The organism is Streptomyces sp. ActVer, from assembly GCF_027270795.1.
GTDB classification, from domain to species: domain Bacteria; phylum Actinomycetota; class Actinomycetes; order Streptomycetales; family Streptomycetaceae; genus Streptomyces; species Streptomyces umbrinus_A.
In genome coordinates, this window is record NZ_JAPWHT010000138.1 from 1 (window position 1) to 22,225 (window position 22,225).

The 22,225-nt window shown below is 70.6% G+C and carries 20 protein-coding genes and 3 pseudogenes; 11 read left to right on the top strand and 12 right to left on the bottom strand.

The window, feature by feature from the left end; genetic code table 11:
- On the bottom strand, positions 1-287 hold a 287-nt coding region (locus O3Q52_RS22875; protein ID WP_269650641.1), incomplete at its 3' end, for an alpha/beta fold hydrolase.
- An 89-nt stretch (positions 288-376) separates the two neighbouring features.
- Here O3Q52_RS22875 and O3Q52_RS22880 point away from each other — a divergent pair.
- Positions 377-1,360 (top strand): slipin family protein, encoded by a 984-nt coding sequence (locus O3Q52_RS22880; RefSeq protein ID WP_269650642.1) that lies wholly within the window; start codon positions 377-379, stop codon positions 1,358-1,360.
- A 285-nt stretch (positions 1,361-1,645) separates the two neighbouring features.
- Positions 1,646-2,728, top strand: a complete 1,083-nt coding sequence (locus O3Q52_RS22885) for a S1 family peptidase (RefSeq protein ID WP_269650643.1) — start codon at positions 1,646-1,648, stop codon at positions 2,726-2,728.
- A gap of 90 nt (positions 2,729-2,818) precedes the next feature.
- Here O3Q52_RS22885 and O3Q52_RS22890 read toward each other — a convergent pair whose 3' ends face one another.
- The 3 genes and pseudogenes from O3Q52_RS22890 to O3Q52_RS22900 all read right to left on the bottom strand — a co-directional run bounded on the left by O3Q52_RS22890 (position 2,819) and on the right by O3Q52_RS22900 (position 5,065).
- Positions 2,819-3,799 carry a threonine/serine dehydratase gene (locus tag O3Q52_RS22890; protein WP_269650644.1) on the bottom strand — a complete coding sequence of 327 codons (981 nt, stop codon included), beginning with the start codon at positions 3,797-3,799 and terminating at the stop codon, positions 2,819-2,821.
- A gap of 77 nt (positions 3,800-3,876) precedes the next feature.
- Positions 3,877-3,978, bottom strand: a pseudogene (locus O3Q52_RS22895) (IS5/IS1182 family transposase); the annotation flags it as partial.
- A gap of 25 nt (positions 3,979-4,003) precedes the next feature.
- Positions 4,004-5,065 (bottom strand): DUF3533 domain-containing protein, encoded by a 1,062-nt coding sequence (locus O3Q52_RS22900; protein WP_269650645.1) that lies wholly within the window; start codon positions 5,063-5,065, stop codon positions 4,004-4,006.
- A gap of 158 nt (positions 5,066-5,223) precedes the next feature.
- Between O3Q52_RS22900 and O3Q52_RS22905 the strand changes: the two genes are divergently transcribed.
- Both O3Q52_RS22905 and O3Q52_RS22910 read left to right on the top strand, forming a co-directional pair.
- The gene (locus O3Q52_RS22905; RefSeq protein ID WP_269650646.1) at positions 5,224-8,820 is read left to right on the top strand and encodes a DNA polymerase III subunit alpha; all 3,597 of its coding nucleotides are present in this window, start codon (positions 5,224-5,226) and stop codon (positions 8,818-8,820) included.
- Positions 8,817-9,791, top strand: a complete 975-nt coding sequence (locus O3Q52_RS22910) for a hypothetical protein (protein ID WP_269650647.1) — start codon at positions 8,817-8,819, stop codon at positions 9,789-9,791. Before O3Q52_RS22905 ends, O3Q52_RS22910 begins: the two co-directional genes overlap by 4 nt.
- A gap of 107 nt (positions 9,792-9,898) precedes the next feature.
- Here O3Q52_RS22910 and O3Q52_RS22915 read toward each other — a convergent pair whose 3' ends face one another.
- Positions 9,899-10,273, bottom strand: a complete 375-nt coding sequence (locus tag O3Q52_RS22915; RefSeq protein WP_269650648.1) for a cupin domain-containing protein — start codon at positions 10,271-10,273, stop codon at positions 9,899-9,901.
- A 120-nt stretch (positions 10,274-10,393) separates the two neighbouring features.
- Here O3Q52_RS22915 and O3Q52_RS22920 point away from each other — a divergent pair, with 120 nt between their 5' ends.
- Entirely contained in the window at positions 10,394-10,840 is a 447-nt protein-coding gene (locus O3Q52_RS22920) for a MarR family winged helix-turn-helix transcriptional regulator (protein WP_266741290.1), read from the top strand.
- 171 nt (positions 10,841-11,011) lie between these two features.
- Complete coding sequence (locus tag O3Q52_RS22925) at positions 11,012-11,890, top strand: triacylglycerol lipase (RefSeq protein WP_269650649.1); 879 nt, start codon at positions 11,012-11,014, stop codon at positions 11,888-11,890.
- A 63-nt stretch (positions 11,891-11,953) separates the two neighbouring features.
- Here O3Q52_RS22925 and O3Q52_RS22930 read toward each other — a convergent pair whose 3' ends face one another.
- Complete coding sequence (locus O3Q52_RS22930) at positions 11,954-13,003, bottom strand: lytic polysaccharide monooxygenase (RefSeq protein ID WP_269650650.1); 1,050 nt, start codon at positions 13,001-13,003, stop codon at positions 11,954-11,956.
- Positions 13,004-13,169: 166 nt separating this feature from the next.
- Between O3Q52_RS22930 and O3Q52_RS22935 the strand changes: the two genes are divergently transcribed.
- The gene (locus O3Q52_RS22935) at positions 13,170-13,658 is read left to right on the top strand and encodes a GNAT family N-acetyltransferase (protein ID WP_269650651.1); all 489 of its coding nucleotides are present in this window, start codon (positions 13,170-13,172) and stop codon (positions 13,656-13,658) included.
- Between the two features lie 40 nt (positions 13,659-13,698).
- On the opposite strand, the gene O3Q52_RS22940 is transcribed toward O3Q52_RS22935, so the two are convergent.
- On the bottom strand, positions 13,699-13,833 hold the full coding sequence (locus tag O3Q52_RS22940; protein ID WP_257678067.1) for a hypothetical protein: 135 nt from the start codon (positions 13,831-13,833) through the stop codon (positions 13,699-13,701).
- A gap of 225 nt (positions 13,834-14,058) precedes the next feature.
- Here O3Q52_RS22940 and O3Q52_RS22945 point away from each other — a divergent pair, with 225 nt between their 5' ends.
- Positions 14,059-14,721: a bifunctional 2-polyprenyl-6-hydroxyphenol methylase/3-demethylubiquinol 3-O-methyltransferase UbiG gene (locus O3Q52_RS22945; protein ID WP_269650652.1), complete on the top strand. Its 663-nt coding sequence runs from the start codon at positions 14,059-14,061 to the stop codon at positions 14,719-14,721.
- Positions 14,722-14,803: 82 nt separating this feature from the next.
- On the opposite strand, the gene O3Q52_RS22950 is transcribed toward O3Q52_RS22945, so the two are convergent.
- Both O3Q52_RS22950 and O3Q52_RS22955 read right to left on the bottom strand, forming a co-directional pair.
- The gene (locus tag O3Q52_RS22950; RefSeq protein WP_269650653.1) at positions 14,804-15,304 is read right to left on the bottom strand and encodes a DUF402 domain-containing protein; all 501 of its coding nucleotides are present in this window, start codon (positions 15,302-15,304) and stop codon (positions 14,804-14,806) included.
- Positions 15,285-16,205: a GNAT family N-acetyltransferase gene (locus O3Q52_RS22955; RefSeq protein ID WP_269650654.1), complete on the bottom strand. Its 921-nt coding sequence runs from the start codon at positions 16,203-16,205 to the stop codon at positions 15,285-15,287. The genes O3Q52_RS22950 and O3Q52_RS22955 overlap by 20 nt, the downstream gene beginning before the upstream one ends.
- A 71-nt stretch (positions 16,206-16,276) precedes the next feature.
- On the opposite strand from O3Q52_RS22955, the gene O3Q52_RS22960 reads away from it, so the two are divergent.
- Positions 16,277-16,657 (top strand): GntR family transcriptional regulator, encoded by a 381-nt coding sequence (locus O3Q52_RS22960; protein WP_269650655.1) that lies wholly within the window; start codon positions 16,277-16,279, stop codon positions 16,655-16,657.
- Between the two features lie 315 nt (positions 16,658-16,972).
- Here the strand turns inward: O3Q52_RS22960 and O3Q52_RS22965 are convergent, their stop codons facing one another.
- Positions 16,973-18,067 (bottom strand): DUF5925 domain-containing protein, encoded by a 1,095-nt coding sequence (locus tag O3Q52_RS22965; protein WP_269650656.1) that lies wholly within the window; start codon positions 18,065-18,067, stop codon positions 16,973-16,975.
- Between the two features lie 260 nt (positions 18,068-18,327).
- On the opposite strand from O3Q52_RS22965, the gene O3Q52_RS22970 reads away from it, so the two are divergent.
- Entirely contained in the window at positions 18,328-19,749 is a 1,422-nt protein-coding gene (locus O3Q52_RS22970) for a xylan 1,4-beta-xylosidase (RefSeq protein WP_269650657.1), read from the top strand.
- A gap of 108 nt (positions 19,750-19,857) precedes the next feature.
- Here the strand turns inward: O3Q52_RS22970 and O3Q52_RS22975 are convergent, their stop codons facing one another.
- Positions 19,858-20,100 carry a hypothetical protein gene (locus O3Q52_RS22975; protein ID WP_269650658.1) on the bottom strand — a complete coding sequence of 81 codons (243 nt, stop codon included), beginning with the start codon at positions 20,098-20,100 and terminating at the stop codon, positions 19,858-19,860.
- An 11-nt stretch (positions 20,101-20,111) separates the two neighbouring features.
- Between O3Q52_RS22975 and O3Q52_RS22980 the strand changes: the two are divergent.
- A pseudogene (locus tag O3Q52_RS22980) lies at positions 20,112-20,261 on the top strand (response regulator transcription factor); the annotation flags it as partial.
- A gap of 52 nt (positions 20,262-20,313) precedes the next feature.
- Here O3Q52_RS22980 and O3Q52_RS22985 read toward each other — a convergent pair.
- A pseudogene (locus O3Q52_RS22985) lies at positions 20,314-22,225 on the bottom strand (lipopolysaccharide biosynthesis protein); the annotation flags it as partial.

The following is a 22,225-nucleotide window of genomic DNA, read 5'->3' on the forward strand; positions in this document are numbered from 1 at the left end:
CGGCCGAGCACCGCGAACCGCCCGAGCCCGAGCCCGTCGGCCAGCGCCGCCACGTCCCGCGCGGCCTGCGCCACCCGGCGTCCGGGACCACGGTCCGAATCCCCGTACCCCGGCCGGTCGTACGCGATGAACCGCACCCCGGGACGCTCGGCCATCAGCTCCGCCGGTACCGCCCCGTGCCGGCAGCCCGGTGTGCCGTGCAGCAGTATCACCGGGCTGCCGTCCGGGTCCCCCCACTCCTCGAACGCCAGCAGTCGTCCGTCCCGCATCCGTATCCCGTTCGGCACCTCGGTCCTCCATCTCCCCTTCGCGTCCGCGCCGGAGTTACCGTCGAAGTACACACCTGTTGCGCCCGATACGGACCCTGGGGGTCGTAATGATCGAGGAGCTGGTGACGGCGGGAGTGGCTCTCGCGTCCGTCGGAACGGTGTACGCGATGGCGGCGGCCCGCGTCGTCAAACAGTACGAACGGGGCGTGGTGCTCCGCCTCGGCAGGCTGCGATCCGGGGTGCGTGGCCCGGGGTTCACCATGATCGTGCCCTTCGTGGACCGGCTCCAGAAGGTCAACATGCAGATCGTGACGATGCCGGTACCCGGGCAGGACGGCATCACGCGGGACAACGTCACGGTGCGCGTGGACGCCGTCATCTATTTCAAGGTGGTGTCCGCGGCCGACGCGATCATCCAGGTCGAGGACTACCGGTTCGCGGTCTCCCAGATGGCGCAGACGTCACTGCGGTCGATCATCGGCAAGAGCGAGCTGGACGATCTGCTCTCCAACCGCGAGAAGCTCAACCAGGGTCTGGAGCTGATGATCGACAGCCCTGCCGTGGAGTGGGGCGTCTCGATCGACCGCGTCGAGATCAAGGACGTGTCGCTGCCGGAGACGATGAAGCGGTCCATGGCCCGGCAGGCGGAGGCCGACCGTGAGCGGCGGGCCCGGGTCATCAACGCGGACGCCGAGTTGCAGGCCTCCAAGAAACTGGCGGAGGCCGCCTCAGTGATGTCCGAGCAGCCCGCCGCCCTGCAACTGCGGCTGCTGCAGACGGTGGTTGCGGTCGCGGCCGAGAAGAACTCCACGCTCGTGCTGCCCTTCCCCGTCGAGTTGCTGCGGTTCCTGGAGCGGGCGCAGCAGCCGGCGCAACAGGCGGCGCCTCCCGCGCCTCAGACACAGCAGCCGCCGGCTCAGCCACAGCCGTCGTTGCCCGAGGCGCAGCAGCGTCCGATTCAGCCGCAGGAGCTCTCGGCACAGGCGCAACAGCTGTTGGCGCAGTGGCAGCAATCGATGCAGGAGCAACTCCCGCCCGTCGAGACACCGTTGGATCCGGACTTCGGAGGGTCGAAATCCGGACAGGACTAGACCTCACAGACTGGCGTTAGTTACTCGCTCGTAGTGTTTGCTATGGGAATCGACGTGGTGAGACGGCCACTTGTCAACGCGCGTCAACCATGCGGGGGCGCGCGTCCGTTGTGGCACGCGCGTCCTGAAGTCGACCTTGTGTGCTCCCGTACGGCCTCGGAATAGTGGTCGGCGTCCGTTGGCATGGACGCGGCTTTTATTGCGAGTCGGGCCCATGTCCGTACACCTTTCGGTCTCGGTGGCCCCCACAGCCGCCGTTTCCGACCCCCCACAGGAGGACACAAGTTGAAGCACCGACGCATACCCAAGCGGCGGGCGGCCGTGGCAGGTGCGGGCATCGCCGCACTGGTCGCCGCGGGAGTCACCTTGCAGAGTGCGAACGCGAGTGAGAACGCGCCCGCTCCCGAGCTCAAGATCCTCTCGGTCACGGCGGCCGGAAAGCTCGCCTCGACGCTCGGCAAGGACCTCGGCGCGGACGCGGCGGGAACGTATTACGACGCGAAGGCGAAGAGCCTCGTCGTGAACGTCCTCGACGAGGCCGCGGCCGAGACCGTCGAGTCGGCCGGCGCCAAGGCCAGAATCGTCGAGAACTCCCTCGCCGAACTGAAGGGCGCCCGTACGACGCTGAAGCAGGACGCGACCATCCCCGGTACCTCGTGGGCGGTCGACCCGGCGACGAACAAGGTCGTCGTCACCGCGGACCGTACGGTCAAGGGCGCGAAGATGGCGCAGCTGACCAAGGTCGTCGACGGGCTCGGCGCCAAGGCCGAACTCAAGACCACCAAGGGGGAGTTCAAGCCCTTCATCGCCGGCGGTGACGCCATCACCGGTGGCGGCGGCCGCTGCTCGCTCGGCTTCAACGTGGTCAAGGGCGGCGAGCCGTTCTTCCTCACCGCCGGGCACTGCACCGAGGGCATCACCAACTGGTCCGACTCGTCCGGCACCGAGATCGGTGAGAACGCCGACTCCAGCTTCCCCGACAACGACTACGGCCTGGTGAAGTACACCGCGGACGTGGACCACCCGAGCGAGGTGAACCTCTACAACGGTTCCGCGCAGGAGATCACGGGTGCGGCGGAGGCGACCGTCGGGATGAAGGTCACCCGCAGCGGCTCCACCACCCAGGTGCACGACGGGTCGGTGACCGGGCTGGACGCCACCGTGAACTACGGCAACGGCGACATCGTGAACGGGCTCATCCAGACCGACGTCTGCGCGGAGCCGGGTGACAGCGGTGGGTCGCTGTTCTCGGGCAGCAGCGCGATCGGACTCACGTCCGGTGGCAGCGGGGACTGCACCTCCGGTGGGGAGACGTTCTTCCAGCCGGTGACCGAGGCGCTGTCCGCCACGGGGACCCAGATCGGCTGACGGTTCGGTTCCGTTGGGCTTGGAGCCCCGTTCCCACCTTCCGGGTGGGGGCGGGGCTCTTGCGTTGCATTGCCTTGCGCTGTCAATTGTTCAAGGCCTGTGGATGGGAGCGGCACCGACCCAGCGGTGATAGGCGTCCACATCGACGTTGCTGCCACACACGATGGTGACCACGTGCCGGCCGGCGAAGCGGTCGCGGTCTTCGAGGATCGCCGCGATGCCGAGAGCGGCCGACGGTTCGACGACGAGGCCGGCGTGGTGGAGGAGCAATCGCATACCGGCGGTGATCGACGACTCCTGGACCAGGACGGCGTCGTCGGCGACCAGGAGGAGATCGTCCAGGACGGCAGGGATGGGACGCCGGCCGGCGACGCCGTCGGCGATGGTGTCGGCCGAGTCGGTGGTGACGACGCGCCGCCCGCGCCACGAGAGCGTCAGCGCCGGTGCGCCCAGCGGCTGGACACCGATCACCTCGACCTCGGGCGCCAGGGCCTTCACGACATGACCCACACCGGTGGCCAGTGCCCCGCCGCCGAGCGCGATCAGGACGGTGTCGAACTCCGGCACGGGGTCCACCAGTTCCAGGCCGATGGTCGCCGCGCCCTCGCAGGTCTCGATGTCCAGGCTGTCCTCGACCAGCCGGATGCCGTCGTGCAGGGCGATGGCTGCCGCCCGCTCGCGAGCCAGCTCGTGGTCGCCGTCCACCAGTTCCAGCCTGGCGTCCAGTGCGCGGATGCGATCGAGCTTGGCCACCGTCGCGGAGCGGGATGCCACGACGGTGACGTCGAGATCCCGGCCGCGACCGGACCAGGCGAGGGCCTGGCCGAGATTGCCCGCACTGGCGCACACCACGGCTCGCGGGCCATGGTCGGCGAGCCGGCTCGCGATGACCTCGGTGCCGCGGGCCTTGAAGCTGCGGACCGGGTTCGCCGTTTCGAGCTTGACGCTCACCGCGCACCCGAGGTGGGGCTCCAGCGCCTCGCAGCGGTACAGCGGAGTGTCGAGGAAAATCGGGTCGATCACCCGGCGGGCCGCCCGGATCCGAGCAGTGTCGAGACGCGTCTCCTGCACGGCACAGGAGCGTAGCGCCGCCGGCTCTGTTCCACTGAGTGGTTTGTCGAGAGCCGTGGCTCGGGTGACGCATGATCGGGCAGCAGCGGCTCCCAGTGGTCCCGCAGCCCGTCCGACACGATCCACGGCGACGTCACCACACCGGACCGAGCACTCGACTACCGCTCTGGACACGGCAGCCAGGACCGGTCCCCCTCCATTGCGTCAGCCGTTGTCAGGGCGCCCTTGTGGAGCGGAGTCGGGTTGTTCGGGTTTGTGCAGTGAGCCCGCCAGGAGTGTGACCGCGCTGCCGACGGCCGCCCAGGCCGAGAGGACCAGGAGTGAGGCCGTGGTGTCGTTGCCCTTGAAGTAGACGATCGAGCGGGCCGTCCAGGTGCCGGCGCCCGGGGTCAGGGCGGGGCCGATCGCCCTCCAGAACGGGGGCAGCATCGGGGGTGGGAGGGCGCCGCCCGCGCTCGGGTTGCCCAGGATGACCACGAGCAGTACGGCCACTCCGATGCCGACGACTCCGAAGAGGCACTGGAACGCGAGCGTGGCCGCTCCGACCGCGAAGGTGATCAGCGCGCCGAGCCCCCAGAGGGCCGCCACGCTCCCGGGCAGGGCTCCCAGGACCGGCCCGACGATGACCGCGCCGCCGAGTCCGCCGACGATCGCGACCACGGCCATGGCGGCGAGCCGGATCGTCGCGCGCCGGGGGTTGGCCGGCCGTGCGCCCGCGCTGATCGCCAGCGCCGACGCGCACAGATAGCCGCCCACGCACCAGCCGACGACCAGGTAGAAGGTGGTGAGCCCGTTGGCGTCCTGTGCGTCGGCCGGGATCACGTCGACGGTTCTCAGCGTGCGCCCTTCGGCCTTCTCCAGTTCGGTGGTGAGCGCGGTCAGCGCGTTGGCCAGGACCCGGCCGCCGCCGGAGGCGACCAGCAGGGTGTCGGTGGTGCCGGCCGGGTCGATCACCAGGGCGCCGTCGATGTCGCGGTTCACGATCTGCTCGCGGGCCGTCGCCCGGTCGGGGAGCGCGCGAGGGTCGAGCGGCTCGCCGGGGAGCTGCTTCAGACGGGCCACCGCCTGGTCGGCGGCGGCTCCCGGGGCGACCACCCCGAACGCCACGTCCTTCGGCTTCGGGTTGTGCAGCGCCCCCACATAGGAGGCGATGAAGAGCAGTTGCAGGGCGAGCACGCCGATGACCAGCAGCGTGGCCCGCGGAGTGACTCCGTCCTTCACCTCTTCGAGGAAGGACCGGTGAGGGGCCCCGGCTGTCTGTGTCATGCCCCCACGGTCCGAGCCGCCCGGTGTTTGCGCAGGTGGGACGGGTCCGAACGGATGTCGCACACATGTTCGGGAATTGGTCTATGGTGGGGGTGAGGGAGCAGGGAACAAGTGTTCGAGGGCTGGCATGGGAGCCCCTGGGAGTGGTGGAGGTGCGCGTGCCGGACTTCACGCATCTGCACACCGTTTCCGGGTTCTCCCTGCGGTACGGGGCCTCGCACCCGGAGCGCCTCGCCGAGCGCGCCTCCGAGCGGGGCATGGACGCACTCGCCCTCACCGACCGGGACACCCTCGCGGGCGCGGTCCGCTTCGCCAAGGCCTGCGCCGCCCGGGGGGTGCGTCCACTGTTCGGGGTCGACCTCGCGGTCGAGGAGCCCGTACGGGTCCGGGAGTCCGCGCGGGCCCAGGGGTCCGCGCGAGCCCGGGGAGCCGTACGGGATGGGGAGTCCGTACGGGCCGGTGGGTCCACAGGAGGGGAGCGGCGGCGGGCTCCCGTGCGGGGCGGTGCCTTCATCGACGAGTCGACTCCTCGGGTGACCTTCCTTGCCCGGGACGGCGCGAAGGGCTGGGCCGAGCTCTGCAGAATCGTTACTGCGACGCATGCGGGCGACACGGGCGGGCCGCTGCTGCCCTGGGCGGACAACCACGCCGACGGCCTGACCGTCCTGCTCGGGCCCGCCTCCGACGTCGGCCGGGCGCTCGTCGCCGGGCGCCCCGACCGGGCCGCGAAACTGCTCGCGCCCTGGCGGGAGGTCTACGGCGACGCCCTGCGGCTCGAAGCGGTCTGGCACGGGCGCGAGGGCACCGGTCCCGGCTCGCTGCGGCTGGCCGCCCGTACCGTCGGCTTCGCCGCCGAGCAGCGGGTGCGGCCGGTGCTCAGCAACGCCGTCCGGTACGCCGACCCGGGCATGGGCCCGGTCGCCGACGTCCTGGACGCCGCCCGCCGGCTCGTGCCGGTCGACCCCCGCAAGGAACTGGACAGCGGTGAGGCCTGGCTCAAGGACGCGGGCGCCATGCTCGGCGCCGCCGAACGGATCGTCGAGGCCGCGGGTTTCCGCCGTGACACCGCGTACCGCCTGCTCGAACAGACGCGGGTCGCCGCCGCCGAGTGCCTCGTCGACCCGGAGGACGACCTCGGCCTCGGTGCCGTGCACTTCCCCGAGCCGCACCTCGTCGGCGCCGGACGCCGTACCGCGCAGCGGGTGCTGGCCTCGCGGGCGGCGGCGGGGATGGTGCTGCGCGGCTACGACCGTTCCCCCGAGGCGCGTGGCTACTGGGAGCGGATGCACCGCGAGCTGGACATCATCGCCCACCACAACTTCGCCTCCTACTTCCTGACGGTCGCTCAGGTCGTGGACGATGTGAGGGAGATGGGCATCCGGGTCGCCGCGCGCGGCTCCGGCGCGGGCTCGCTCGTCAACCACCTCCTCGGCATCGCGCACGCCGACCCCGTCGCACACGGGCTGCTGATGGAACGCTTCCTGTCCAAGCGCCGCCCGGTCCTGCCCGACATCGACATCGACGTGGAGTCCGCACGCCGCCTTGAGGTCTACCGCGCGATCATCGGCCGGTTCGGCACCGAGCGGGTCGCGACCGTGGCGATGCCGGAGACGTACCGGGTGCGTCATGCGGTACGGGACGTCGGCGCGGCCCTCTCCATGGACCCGGCCGACATCGACCGCATCGCCAAGTCCTTCCCGCACATCCGGGCCCGCGACGCCCGCGCGGCACTGGAGGAACTGCCCGAACTCCGGTCCCTGGCAAAGGAGGTCCAGCAGGAAGGCGCCAGGTACGGGAGGCTGTGGGAGCTGGTGGAAGCGCTGGACGCCCTGCCGCGCGGAGTCGCCATGCACCCGTGCGGGGTGCTCCTCTCCGACGCCTCGCTCCTCGCCCGTACGCCCGTCATGCCGACCAGCGGTGAGGGGTTCCCCATGTCGCAGTTCGACAAGGAGGACGTCGAGGACCTCGGGCTGCTCAAGCTGGACGTGCTGGGTGTACGCATGCAGTCCGCGATGGCGCACGCGGTGGCCGAGGTGGAGCGGGCCACGGGGGACCGGGTCGACCTGGACGCGGTGGAGGAGGGCGACCCCGCCACGTACCAACTCATCCGGTCCGCCGAGACGTTGGGCTGCTTCCAGATCGAGTCGCCGGGCCAGCGGGACCTGGTCGGCAGACTCCAGCCCGCGACCTTCCACGATCTAGTCGTCGACATCTCCCTCTTCCGGCCGGGGCCGGTCGCGGCCGACATGGTGCGGCCGTTCATCGAGGCGCGGCACGGCCGGGCGCCGGTCCGCTTCCCGCACCCGGATCTGGAGGAGCCGCTGAGGAGCACGTACGGGGTCGTGGTCTTCCACGAGCAGATCATCGACATCGTCGACATCATGACCGGTTGCGGGCGCGACGAGGCGGACCGGGTGCGGCGCGGGCTGTCCGACCCCGAGTCGCAGGGACGGATCCGCTTCTGGTTCGCGCAGCACGCGGCCGCCCGGGGGTACGACGCGGAGACGATCGCCAGGACCTGGGAGATCGTCGAGGCCTTCGGGTCGTACGGCTTCTGCAAGGCGCACGCGGTCGCCTTCGCCGTGCCGACGTACCAGTCGGCCTGGCTGAAGGCGCATCACCCGGCCGCCTTCTACGCCGGACTGCTCACCCACGATCCCGGGATGTATCCGAAGCGGCTGCTGCTCGCGGACGCGCGGCGGCGGGGGGTGCCGATCCTGCCGTTGGACGTGAACCGGTCGGCGGTCGCCCATCGTATCGAACTGGTGTCTGAATCCGAGGGGTTCGAGGGGTTCGGGGGAGCGGCCGGGGGGACTCCCAGGGGGTCCGGGAAGGCCTGGGGTGTGCGGCTCGCCCTCTCCGACGTGCACGGCATCAGCGAGGCCGAGGCGGCGCGGGTCGCGGACGGGCAGCCGTACGCCTCGCTGCTCGACTTCTGGGAACGGGCCCGGCCGAGCAGACCGCTGGCCGGGCGGCTCGCACAGGTCGGGGCGTTGGACGCCTTCGGGGCCAACCGCCGTGATCTGCAACTGCACTTGACCGAGCTGCACCGGGGCGCGCGTGGCGGTCGCGGAGACCAACTTCCGCTGGCCGGTGGGCAGAAGACCGCGTCGGCCGGGCTGCCCGACCTCTCCTCGGCGGAGCGGCTCAGCGCCGAGCTGGGTGTGCTCTCCATGGACGCCTCACGGAATCTGATGGACGATCACCGGGCGTTCCTGGACGAGCTGGGCGTGGTCACCGCGCGCCGGCTGCGGGCGGCCCGGCACGGTGAGACGGTCCTGGTCGCGGGCGCCAAGGCGGCCACCCAGACCCCGCCGATCCGCTCCGGCAAGCGGGTCATCTTCACCACCCTCGACGACGGCACGGGCCTGGTCGACCTCGCCTTCTTCGACGACTCCCACGGCGCGTGCGCGCACACCGTCTTCCACTCCTGGCTCCTGCTCGTACGCGGAGTGGTGCAGCGGCGCGGCCCGCGCAGCCTCAGCGTGGTCGGCGCGGCTGCCTGGAACCTCGCCGACCTGGTGGAACTGCGGCGTGAGGAAGGCCTGGACGGAGTGGCCCTGCGCCTGGCGGAGCCGCAGGGGGAGGGCGAGGCCGAGGACGGTTCGCGGGACACGGGAGATCCGACGGGCGGCCGTCGAATCCAGATGCCCACGGGATACGAAATGCATCCGTGGGCCGATCTGCGCCCGGCGGGCGAAGGGCCCGCCGGTGGAAAGAAGTTGTGGCACCAGAGCCCGGGGAGTGCGGGATGACCATCCTCTGCGTACGTTTCCAGCTGCCTCCGACGAGCGAGGCCGCCCTGCCCGGGCTCCTCGGCACGCTGGAGGAGTTCACCCCTGTAGTCGAGGCGCTCCCGCCCGACGGAGCGCTCGCCGATCTGCGGGGCGCCGAGCGGTACTTCAAGCGGGACGTCGAGGAACTGGCCTCGCTGATCCGGGTACGGGCGCTCGCCTGGCACGGCGTCGACTGCGCGATCGGGGCCGGCCCCGGGCCGATGTTCGCCCGGATGGCCCTGCGGAAAGCCGCCCCCGGGACGACCCGCGTGGTGCCCGAAGACCCCTGCGCCCTCACGGAGTTCCTGGAAGAACAGCCCGTGCGGGCGCTGCCCGGAGTCGGCACCGCCACCGCCCGCACCCTGTGCGAGTACGGCCTGGACAGCGTCGGCAAGGTCGCCGCCGCGCCCCTGTCCACACTGCAACGGCTCACCAGCGCCCGTACCGGCCGCGAACTGCACGAGATGGCACAGGGCATCGACCGCGGCCGGGTCGTACCGAACGCGGTCTCCCGGTCACTCGCCGCCGAACGACCCTTCCCGCGCGACGAGTTGGACCCGAACCAGCACCGGCGCGCCCTGCTCTCCGCCGCCGGGGAACTGGGCTCCCGGCTGCGCGCCCTGGAGAAGGTGTGCCGCACACTCACCCTCACCGTCCGCTACGCCGACCGCTCTACTACGACCCGCAGCCGCACCCTCTCCGAGCCGACCGCCCACTCCTCGGCGCTCACGGACGCCGCGTACCGGATGTACGAGGCGCTCGGGCTGCAGCGGGCCCGGGTCCGCGGCATCGTTCTGCGCGCCGAGGGGCTCGACCCTGCCGAACGGGCCTCCTGTCAGCTCACCTTCGACCCGGTGGACGAGAAGGTCCGTCGCGTCGAGGAGGTGGCGGACCGGGTCCGGGCGAAGTTCGGACCGCGGGCGGTGATGCCGGGGGCGCTGGTGGCGTAACCGTTTCGAGCCCCCGTGGAGAGAAGGGGGCGCCCCATAAGGGGCGCGGGGAACTGCGCGACCAGCCACGACGAACCCGCAGCTCCCGACAACCCCGGCCCCCACGGTCAGTTGGCCCAAGGCGGAGTGATGACCGTGCCGTCCGCCAGCTTCGCCTGGAGGCCGATCGACGTAGTGACCCAGGAGGTCGCGGTCTCCTCGGTCGGGTTCTCCACGGTGAGCGTCGACCCGGAGTTGATGATCACCGTGTCGCCCGCGCCGATCCGCTCGGTGCGGCCGTCGAGGGTCATCAGCAGTTCGCCGGACAGCAGATGGAAGATCTCCTCACGGTTGACGGTGTGCGCGGGCGCCTTCGTGCCCGCGGGGATCTCGCCCCGCCAGGCGCACAGTTCCCTGCTCCCGCTGAGGGGAGTGGCGTACGAGACGAAGCGCGCGCCGTGGATCTCGTGGACGACTGCTTCGGACGAGCGGACTACGGGCACGGCTGCCTCCAGTGGTGAATGGTGATGGTGAATGGCGGTGGCGAATGGTCAAGCTGCTTGACTATATGTATCCATGGTCAAGCAGCTTGACCAATTCGTCAAGGGTGTTTCAATGCGTACGTGCAGAACTCCGAGGCCATGGCCCTGTCCGCCGCCCTGCTCGCCGTCGCCGGCGAGCTCACCCAGCGCATCCACGAGGGTGTCGTCGCCCGGGGGTTCGAGGGGGTTCGGCCCGCGCACGGGTTCGCGTTCGCGCGGCTCGCGCCCGGCGGGGCGACGGTCACGGAGCTGGCCGCCCATCTGGGCGTGACCAAGCAGGCCGCGAGTCAACTTGTCGATGAGATCGTCCGCAAGGGGTATGCCGAGCGGCGCCCGCACCCCGACGACGCGCGCGCCCGGCTGGTCGTACTGACCGAGCAGGGCTGGGCCTGTACTCGAGCTGCCGAGGAGTCGGCCGCGGAAGCCGTCGGCCCCTGGGTCGAACTACTTGGTGAGGGTGAAGTCCGGGCGTTGCGTGACCGTTTGCTGCGCATTGCGCCCTACGGTCCCATCAGGCCCGCCTGGTGACGGTTCCACGGCACGTGTCAGTGCTCCCGGCCAGCACCGGAAGTTTTTACTGACGCGTAACTTCACACTTCTACTACTCACTCGTAACTTGGCAAAAGAACAGCATCCTCGTGATCCGGATCACAGGGCGTACGCCATCGCAACTCCCTTGAGCCGCAAGGAGATCACTCGATGCTGCCCTGGAAACGCCTGCTCAGACCCCTGGCCGTGCTGCTGCTGACCGCCGCGGTCACCGTCGTCCCCACCGCCACCGCTACTTCCGCCGCCACCGCTCAGGCCGAGGCCGCGCCGAGCCGTGGCTGGAACGACTACTCCTGCAAGCCGTCCGCCGCCCACCCGCGCCCCGTCGTCCTCGTCCACGGCACCTTCGCCAACTCCGTCGACAACTGGCTGGGCCTCGCGCCCTACCTCGTGAACCGTGACTACTGCGTCTTCGCTCTCGACTACGGGCAGCTGCCCGGCGTGCCGTTCTTCAACGGTCTCGGTCCCATCGACAAGTCGGCGGAGCAGCTCAAGACCTTCGTCGACAAAGTGCTCGCCGCGACCGGTGCGGCCAAGGCCGACCTCGTGGGCCACTCACAGGGCGGCATGATGCCCCGTTACTATCTGAAGTTCCTCGGCGGAGCCGCCAAGGTGAACGCCCTCGTCGGGATCGCCCCCGACAACCACGGCACCACCCTGAACGGACTCGCCCAACTGCTCGACCACTTCCCCGGCGCGGCCGACCTGCTCTCCACCGCCACCCCCGCCCTCGCCGACCAGGTGGCCGGATCGGCCTTCCTGACCAAGCTCAACGCGGGCGGCGACACCGTCCCCGGTGTCCGCTACACGGTCATCGCCACCAAGTACGACGAGGTCGTCACGCCCTACCGCTCCCAGTACCTCGACGGCCCGAACGTACGCAATGTCCTGATCCAGGACCTGTGCGCGGTCGACCTCTCCGAGCACGCGGCGATCGGGCTCATCGACCGGATCGCCTTCCACGAGGTGGCGAACGCCCTTGATCCGGCGCACGCCACCCCGACGACCTGCCTGTCGGTGATCGGCTAGCGCAGGAGGGGAACTGCGGGCCCTTCGTGGCTGGTCGCGCAGTTCCCCGTGCCCGTTGTGGGGCTATCGGCTGTGGCGGCCACCCGCCGCACGGCGACGGACCGACGCGAACAGCGCCGCCGCGCCGACGGCCAGCGCGGCCGCCCCACCGATCGCATACGGAGTGGTGCTCGAACCGCCGGTCTCGGCGAGGTTCTCCGAACCGCCGGCGGGCTCGGCGTCGCTCGCGGAGTCGTCCGTCGCCTCGGAGGGGCCCGCCGCCTCGGCGGATTCCGTGCCGGAGCCGGAGTCCGAGGCGGTGTCCGCGGCCGCCGTGGCCGTGGCCTGGGTCTTCGGGTCGTCGTCGCCGTGACCGCCGTGCTCCACGGACGACTCGTCGGTGCCGTCAGCGATCTCCTGGTCGGACGGAGCCGACGCGGTCGGGGCCGCGGAGGCCTCGGCGCCGCCCCCACTTCCACTCCCGCCCTCTCCGAACACGACGTCGGAGCAGGTGTAGAACGCCTCCGGGGAGTCCGAGCGCTGCCAGATCGAATAGATGAGGTGACGGCCCGACTTGACCGGGACGACACCGTCGAAGACGTAGTCGCCGCTCTCCATCCGCGGGTCGGTGACCTTGAGGAACGGCTTCGACTCCAGGTCCGACCACTTCAGGGGCTTCGTCGGGTCGTAGCCGTCCTTGGTGACGTACAGCTCGAACGAGCCCTTGTGCGGGGCGGTCCCCTTGTAGCGGAAGGTGCGGTTGCCCGAGGTCAGCCGCGTGGCCGGCCAGTCGGCGCGGGCCAGGTCGAGGCCCTTGAACTTGTCGTTGCCCGCGCTGCACAGCTTTCCGTCGGGGATGATCTCCTTCGACTTCCCGGCCGCGTTCGCGATGTTGACGCCGTTCCAGTCGTAGAGGGCCTGCGTGCCGCCGGCCGCGACCACCGCCTTGCAGGCGGCGGACCTCGGGTTCTCCGGACCCTCCGCGAAGCAGCCCGCGACCCTGCTCACCGGGTCGGTCATCGAGCCGTGCGCGACCGCCGGGGCGGCGGCAAGACCGGTCAGGGCGAGCGGGGCGACGCCCACGGCGGCGACCGTGGCGAGGCGGGTGCGGGTGGCCATGCGGCGAGCGGACATGGGGGAACTCCTCGAAGCGGATCCGGGGTGCTTGTGATGCCTGGGGGTGATCAGCAAGCTAGCCCCTCGAAACCGCGAAATCGCCTGCTGGGAGGGGGTGAGGGCGATCCTTATGGTCCGCTTAAGGGGGTGCTGAGACTGCGATCAGGTAGGTACCGTTCCGGCCATGACGAAGACCCCGGAAAGCGCCACGGCGGACACTCCGTACGAGGCTCGGATCCGCCCCGCCGTCGCCGCCGACACGGCTGCCGTGAAGGCCGTGACCGACGCGGCCTACCGCCCCTACATCGAGCGCATCGGCGTGGTCCCGCGGCCCATGGAGGCGGACCACGCGGCCGACGTCGCGGCGGGGCGGGTGTTCGTCACGGGGGAGCCCGTGACCGGACTCGTGGTGATCGAGGCGCACGAGGACCATCTGTTCCTCGACAGCATCGCCGTCCACCCGGACGCCCAAGGGCAGGGCATGGGGCGCCGCCTCCTGGCCTTCGTGGACGCACACGCGCGTGCGCTCGGACTGCCCGAGGTCAGGCTCCACACGAACGCGCTGATGTGGGAGAACCAGAAGATCTACCCGAAGTACGGGTACGAACTCGTGGAGCGCCGCGTGGACGGGCCGTACGACCGCCTCCACTACCGCAAGCGATTGGCGCCGTGACAGCTCACGGCACCGTGACGGCTCCTGGCACCGTGACGGCTCAGCCGTCCGGCCACCACGTGCGTGCGATGTCCTTTCGGACCTCGGGACGCTCGGCGGGGCGCTCGTCCGCGTCGTCCCGCACGCGACGGGAGTCCGACTTCCTCAGGGGCTTCTGCACGGTTACACGGCGCATGGCTGCCTCCTTGCATCTACCGGGTTCCGCGTTTGTACGGAGGTAGACCGTTCCGGGGAGAGTGACTCATCGGTGCCCGCTTGTCAGTGGCGGTAGTCACGTTTCACCTGTGAGTCCACATGCCGGACAACTGGGGGTTCCGCGCAGTTCCGACGCAGGTCCGGTGAAGTTCTGTCGCGGGCCCGGCGCCGGACCGTTGTCAGTGGCGGGTGTCACTCTGGGCACATGACGAGTAACAGCGCCCGTGAAGAAGCGAAGACCGAAGAAGTGAAGACCGAAGAAGTGAAGACCGGTGAAGAGCGGTCCGGTGTCGACTGGGACGCCGAGTCCGCGACGTTCGACGACGAGCCCGACCACGGACTGCGGGATCCCGCCGTGCGCGAGGCCTGGGCGGCCAGGCTGCGCGGCTGGCTGCCGCGCGGGCCGGCCGACGTGCTCGATCTGGGCTGCGGCACCGGCAGCCTGTCGCTCCTCGCGTCCGAGCAGCGGCACCGGGTCACCGGGGTCGACTCCTCGCCGCGCATGGTCGACCTCGCCCGCGCCAAGCTGGCCGGGCGCGACGCGGCGTTCCTGGTCGGGGACGCGGCCGCCCCGCCGGTCGGGGAGCAGCGCTTCGACGTCGTCCTCGTCCGCCATGTGCTGTGGACGCTGCCCGAACCCGGTCGCGTCCTGCGGCACTGGAGCGGACTGCTCCGCCCCGGCGGACGGCTCGTGCTCATAGAGGGCGTCTGGGGGACGGTGAGCCCGGTCGGCATCTCCGCCGACCGGCTGACCGGACTGCTCGCACCCCTCGCCGAGGACGTCCGCGTGGAGCCACTGTCCGACGACCCGCTGCTGTGGGGACGAGAGGTGGAGGACGAGCGGTACGCGGTGGTCGCCATGCCCTGAGGACTGCCGGCGGGACTGCTCGGCGTTGGGGGCTGCCGGAGCTTGAGGAATCCCGGGCGCGCCTGCCGGGAGTGGGCGGTGCCTAGGCCAGGAGTGCTTCGAAGTCGCCTTCACGAGCAAGGAGTTCGAGCTCGTCCAGGGCCGACCGGGCGGCGGCCGCGGCCTGCGGATCGGTGGTCTCCAGACCGCTCTCCGCGAACTCGTCCTCGTCCAGACGCAGTACGGCCTGGCCGTCGGCGGAGCGCCACAGGTCGAGGTCGAGGTCCTCGACGACCAGCTCGCCCTCGGACACGGCGGCCGGGCGGGTGATGTCGCAGTACCAGCCCTTCAGCACGCCCTCGGGACCACGGACCTCCTTCACCGCGTACCAGCGGTCGCGCCAGTAGTGCTCGGTGAAGACGTCACCCGGTTCGAAGCGTACGAAGCCGAAGCCGCGGACTCCGGCGCCGGCCCAGGCCGCTCGGACGATGACGTGGGTGCCGTCGTCGTGCAGCAGCTCGGCCGGGTAACGGATCTTCGTGCGGCCCGCTTTGACCAGGACGATGTCCAACTGGGAAGGGGAGTCAGGAGAGTTCGCGGACATGTTGCACCTCCGTGGCGCAGATCTCGTAGCCGAACCACTTGTTGACCGCGAGCATCGGTTCGTTGCCCGCGTCGTTGGCCGTGAACGCCTCCGTGAAGCCGGCGGCACGGGCGCGGTGCAGGGAGTCGTTCTTGGCGAGTTTGGCGAGGCCGCGGCCGCGATGGGCCCGGGCCGTGCCGGTCATCACGGTGCCGTAGCGGGTGCCGCCGTCGGTACGGGCGGCGCTGAACGCCGCGGGGCGGCCGTCCACGACCACGACCGAGGTCAGTTCATGGCTGAGGAGGGGATGGTGCCAGGTCTCCTTCAGCCAGGCCTCGTAGTCCGTGAACTCATGGGCGATGTCGCTCGGTTCGTCCAGCAGCGTCTCCGCGTCCAGGTCGAACAGCGGGCGGGGATCGTCAGCGAAGTCCGCGGCCGTGCACAGTTCGACGTCCGTGGGCGGCTCCTGGCGCGGCGGCAGTGTGCACGTCGCCAGGTCCAGGCGGAGGAAGTGCGCGGAGCGACGGGGGAGGTAGCCGCGCTTCTCCGCGAAGGCACGGTTCGCCGGCTCGTCCACGACCCGGACGAAGAACCTGGTCACGTCCAGGGCGGCGAGGCGCTCCTCGGCGGTCATCACGAGCAGCGAGCCCGCGCCCCGGCTCCGGCGGTCCGGATGCGCGTACACGTTCAGATAGCCCTGGCCGGGCTGCGGGCTGTCGTACACGATGCCCACCTGGGCCGTGCCGACGAGTTCGCCGTCCTCCTCCGCGACGAGCGGCTGGAAGTGGGCGTCGGGGTGGGCGTTCGCGGCGTCGTAGGTGATGGCCTCGGGGGTGGAGAGCATGAAGGGGAGCGCCAGGTGCCGGATACGGGCGAAGCCCTCGGCGTCTCCCGCGCGGAAGTCGCGGACGATCACAGTCATGACGTCGCACGCTACGTGGGCGGTGCGGCCGGATGCCTCTCATTTTCCCGCCGGTGCGGGACAATCACTGCGTGATGCTGAAGATCGACATCGAGGACGACGCGGGGATCGCGCCCTACGAGCAGGTGCGCGCCCAGATTTCCGAACAGGCGCGGGCCGGGGCGCTGCCGGTGGGGTACCGGCTGCCGACCGTGCGGGGGCTGGCCGAGGAGCTCGGCCTCGCCGCCAACACGGTCGCCAAGGCGTACCGGGCTCTTGAGTCGGACGGGGTCATCGAGACGCGGGGGCGCAACGGAACGTTCGTCGCTGCCGCGGGCTCGGCGGCGGAGCGGGAAGCGGCGTCCGCCGCGCAGGCCTATGCCGATCGCGTGCGGCGGCTCGGGTTGTCCGAGGCCGGCGCCCTCGCCGCGGCCCGGGACGCGCTGCGCGCGGCGTTTGGGGCGTCCGGCTGACAGCTGGCGGTCGACGGATGGCGCGGTCGGCGGATGGCGGCTGACGGTTGGCGCCGGCTTGGCGTTAGCGGCTGCGGCTGACGATTGGCGTTGGCGTTGGTGCCGTCCTGGAATGCTGCCGGTTGTTTGCTGTCTGCGGGACCGTCGTGGCTGGTCGCGCAGTTCCCCGCGCCCCTGAAGGGGCGCCCTGGTGGCGGAGTCGGCGCGGCGGCGCAGGCAGCGGGCCAGGAGGCCCCGTCGTGTGTCGCGTTCGGGAGCGTCCGGATCCGCCGCGCCGGTTGTCCGTCGTCGCGGCGGAGTGGCGGGCCGCGCTCCCTACAGATACAAACCCGCGTCCGCGCCCTCTCGTTGGTCCGGGACCGAGGTCGGGGTGGTGCCCCGGCGCAGGGCGTAGAGCTCGGCGAGGGTGGCGCCGTCCCGGGGGAGGCCCTCCTCCGTGCCGAGCCAGGTGGCGGACTCGCGGCGGGTGAGCGGGCCGACCTCGATACGGGCGAGGCAGCGGCCGGGGCGGACGACCGCGGGGTGCAGGCGCTCCAGGTCCTCGTTGGTGGTGACGCCCACCAGGACGTTGCGGCCCTGGCCCAGCAGACCGTCCGTGAGGTTCAGCAGGCGGGAGAGCGCCTGGCCCGCCGTGTGCTTGGCCTCGCCGCGGATCAGCTCGTCGCAGTCCTCCAGCAACAGCAGCCGCCAGCGGCCCTTGCCCGTGCCGTCCTCCTCGCCGATCGCGATGTCCATCAGATAGCCGACGTCGGAGAAGAGCCGCTCCGGGTCCAGTACGCAGTCCACCTGGCACCAGTCCCGCCACGAGCGCGCCAGCGTCCGCAGCGCCGATGTCTTGCCCGTACCCGGCGGGCCGTGCAGCAACAGCAGACGGCCCGCGATGTCCTCGGGCGTCGTCTTCATCAGGCCGTCCATCGCGTCCGCCACGGGCGCGGTGTAGTTGGCGCGCACCTCTTCCCACGTACCCGCCGAGATCTGGCGGGTCGTGCGGTGCGGTCCGCGCCGGGGCGACACGTACCAGAACCCCATCGTCACGTTCTCCGGCTGGGGTTCGGGCTCGTCGGCCGCGCCGTCCGTGGCCTGGCCGAGCACCTTCTCGGCGAGCTCGGCGCTGGTCGCGGTGACGGTGATGTCGGCGCCCCGGTTCCAGCGCGACACCAGAACCGTCCAGCCCTCTCCCTCGGCGAGGGTCGCGCTGCGGTCGTCGTCGCGCGCAGACCGCAGCACCTGCGCGTCCGGAGGGAGCAGAGTGGCCCCGGACCGTACGCGGTCGATGTTTACCGAGTGCGAGTGCGGCTGCTCGCCCGTCGCGAAGCGGCCGAGGAACAGCGCGTCGACGACGTCCGACGGTGAGTCGCTGTCGTCGACGTTGAGCCGGATCGGCAGAGCGTCGTGTGGGTTCGCAGACATGCCGCCATGATCCGTCACGTGGGCGACCCGTGCATCCGGTTTCCGCGTTGCGCACCGAAGGGGGCATATCGGAGGGCGCATATCGGAGGGGGCATACGGGAGGGGCGCGCCGGAGGGAAACGTGTCACTGCGTGTCGGCCGGTCCCCGAGGGCCCTGTGCATCCCCTGTGCATCCCCTGTGTATCCCCTCCGTCCTGTTACAGGGCTGTGGTCGACGGAACCTGTTCTACCGCTGACCCCCGCCGTTACTGTTGCCCTTGATGGGACGTCATGGGTGGAATTCGGGGGCTCGGCGGTGGCGGTTCACCGCTCTGCTCGGTGTGGGCGTGGCCGCTCTCGCCCTGGTGCTGACCCTGATCAACACACTTCCCGGCGACACGGGAAGCGAGGCAGGCACGACCCGCGACGGCGACAAGGTGCACGGCACGCCGGCCGTTCCCCCGTCGGAGCCGAGGCCCGAGGTCGGCTGGGGCTTCACCCACACCCAGTTCAGCGCGGACGAGGGCAGCGGCGCCGCCACGAAGCGGGTGGAGAAGCGCCTCGGCGAGCAGCCCCTGCCGCAGATCCAGCACATCATGGGCTGGGGCGCGGACAACCCCGAGCCGGTCAAGGGGCGGTACGACTTCGAGGACATGGACCGCCGGATCGACTTCGTCCGGGAGACGGGCGGCACGCCGGTGGTCACGCTGTGCTGCGCCCCGGACTGGATGAAGGGCGGCAAACCCGGCTCCGACAAGACCGACTGGAGCCAGGCGGCACTGGAGACGGCGCCGGACCGCGCCCACTACAAGGACTACGCCGCCCTCGCCGCGACCGTCGCCAAGCGCTATCCGGACGTACGGCACTTCATCGTCTGGAACGAGTTCAAGGGATTCTGGAACGACGCCGAGGCCCGCTGGGACTACGAGGGCTACACCGAGCTGTACAACCTCGTCTACAAGGCGCTCAAGAAGGTCGACAAGGACATCGAGGTCGGCGGGCCCTATCTGGTGATGGACAGCCTCGACCCGCGCCAGAAGGAGAACGCGTCGACGACGCTGAAGGGCAGCTGGGGCACCATGGACCAGCGGATCCTCGACGCCTTCGAGTACTGGAACAAGCACAAGGCAGGCGCGGACTTCGTCGTCGTCGACGGGTCCAGCTACACCAAGGACGACGACCTGCTGCCGGACGAGTTCGGGGCCACCGACAAGTTCACGGCCGTCAGCCGGTGGGTGCGTGAGCAGACCGGTGATCTGCCGCTGTGGTGGGCCGAGTACTACGTGGAGCTCGCCGACGGCGACGACATCCGCGACGGCTGGTCCGAGCCGCACCGCGTGGCCGTCCAGGCCTCGGGCCTGATCGCGATGGCCCGCGGCGGCACGACCTCCGCCTTCTACTGGAACCCGGAGACCGAGAAGGGCGCCACCTGCCCGGGTTGCCTGTGGACCCCGACCGACCGCGCGGGCGGCGGCAAGGCGTTGTCGATGCTAGACCTCATCTCCCGCTTCGACAAGGAGTTCCCGCCGGGCACCAAGTACGAGCAGGTCTCCGTCGCCGCGGACGACAAGCCCAACGTACGGGTCCTCGCCGACGACAAGGCCGTCCTCGTCGTGAACACCCTTGACCGGAAGATCAGTGCGGAGGTCGATGGGAAGCGGTTCGAGATGGGGGCGTACGAGGTGAAGTGGCTCGGCCGCTGAGACAGTTGGCGGGTGGATGACCGAGTCGGCGGGGTGCGTGGCCGGGCGCCGCCGTCCCGGCCGGCCACTCGGCCGCGGAGCCACCGGGCCGGCGGCCCGTCACCCCGGTCATTCGTTGTGCAGCACCTCCGCCACGGTGAGCCGTGCCGCCGCCCGGGACGGGACCAGTGCTCCGACGGCCGCGATCGTGACGCCCGCCAGGGCCAGGGCGGCGAGGGCCGGGGCCTGCCAGACGGCCATCATCGAGTCCGGGACGGCGATGTCCGCCGCCCGGAAGCTCCGCGGCACGACGAAGTGGTGGCCGAGGACGCCGAGAGGGATGCCGACCAGACTCGCGAGGTGCTGACCCATATGGGCCGCGCCTGTCCAACACTGAACTGGCCCGTGAACTGGGGCTCAGTGAAGCCACGGTGAAGACCCACGTCGCGCACGTCTTCGCCAAGCTCGCCCTGCGCGACCGGGCCCAGGCCGTCGTCATCGCCTACGAGACGGGGCTGGTCGCCCCGGGCGGGTCCGACGGCGGAGCCCCGCCTCAAGCCATCGTCACCTCAAGCCATCGTCACCTCAGGCCATCGTCAGGAATCTCTGTATCAGCGAAGCCAGCAGCACCGCCAGCAACGGCAGTGAGAACCAGAAACTGCCCTGGAGCCACTGCAGTTGCCGCACGCTGGGCCGTACGGCCACCCGCACCACCTCGCGGGTCGTCAGCAGCACGATCAGGGCGATCGCCGCGAGGCCTCCGACGACCGACCAGGGTGTCCAGGTCACCTGGGGTCCGATCGGACCGGGGTCGGGCTCGGGGACCTTGCCGTCCGGCTGTTTGCGCAGCGCGTAGATCGTCACGTCGTCGTTGGCGAACGTCCTGCGGAGCTCCGGCCGGGCGTCGAGGTTGTGGACGAGCCGGGTGTCCCAGGTCTTGGAGTAGCCCACGTCCAGCTGGAGGTAGGTCACCTGGCTGCGGTTGACCATGAGGAACGAGTTCGGGCCCGCGTCCTTGAGGGACTTGACCAGGCCCGACACCAGGACCGGATCGGGCGGCGCCAGCGTCGGCAGGTACTCCACCTTCTCCATGTCCCGGGCGCCCCAAGGCATCGCGGGCGTCACGTTGTTCACCGTGTCGTCGCTGAGCCACAGCAGCCGCACGGTCGGCTTGTCGTGCGCGTACACGTACTCCATGCCGGCGACCTCGCCCGGCCGGATCCGCTCGAAAGGCTCGTTGCCCCAGCGGGCCACCAGGAAGCCGCCCATCAGGACGAGGCCCGCCATCAGCGCGGCGAGCGGGGCGAGGCTCACCCGGTCCTTGTCCCGTTCCTTCTCGGTGACGCCGGTGCGCGGGAAGAGGGCCAGTGCGGCGAGCAGAGCCGCCCCCGGGAGGGCGAACATGAAGACGCGCAGCGCCATTTCGCCGCCGTACGACTGCATGCCGAAGCCCAGGAACGGGACGAACGTGAGGACCAGCAGCGACCGCTCGCGGTACTTGTGGTCGCGCCGCCGCCACCAGCCCCAGCAGGCAAGCGCCATCACACCGCCGGCCAGCACCACACGCGCGTACAGCACGAGCTTGTGGGACGAACTGCCTTCCCCGATACGGCCGGAGACCGACGAGGACACGTTGCTGCCCACACCGCCGACCCCGCCGAACAGCTCGTCGAAGTGCCCCGACCAGTACGGCTCGGCGAGGAAGCCGATCCACACGGAGACCACGACGGCGAACAGGATGGGCAGGCCGCGCAGTTCGGAGCGGCCGATCAGGACCAGGACCGCGAGGACGCCCAGCATCACGAACGGCGTGAGCTGGTGCGCCGGGACGGTCGCCATGAACAGCCCGATCAACACCATGAGCAGTACGGCCCGTTGGCGCCGGTCGGTCGGCTCGACCTCCAGCTCGCCGGGCCGCGCCTTCGTCCACAGCACCCGTGGCGCCCGGAACCACACGAGCAGGATCGCCACGAAGACGAGATAGAGGAGGTACGTGAAGCCCTGCGGCGAGAAGTAGTCCTGACCGACCCAGCCGCTGAGCACGAAGATCCAGATGCCGGTCCACTTGGCCCGCCAGCTCGCGCGCATATGGCGTACGAGCAGGAACAGCGGTGCCAGATAGAGGAGTTGCATGGCCGTCGGCCACCAGCGGATGACCTCGGTGAGGTCGGTGATCCCGCAGGCCTTCGCGACGAACGCGGCCCCCGCGAAGAAGCCCGGCCAGCTCCAGCGCGCGTCCAGGTCCGGCACGGCGGACCCGGTCCGGTCGATGTAGTCGATGAACCCGAGGTGCTGCCAGGCCGTCGCGAACCGCGGCTCGGTCTCGATGACCGCGGGCAGCGCGTGCAGCGACACCACGGTGGCCAGCAGAGTGACCAGCAGCAGGGCCCGGTGCTCACGGCCCAGCCAGAGCAGCGAGGCGAAGACCGTGACCAGCAGACCGGCCCCGACCAGCGTCGGCGTCGGCAGCACGGAGACCAGGCCGAGCCCGCCCATC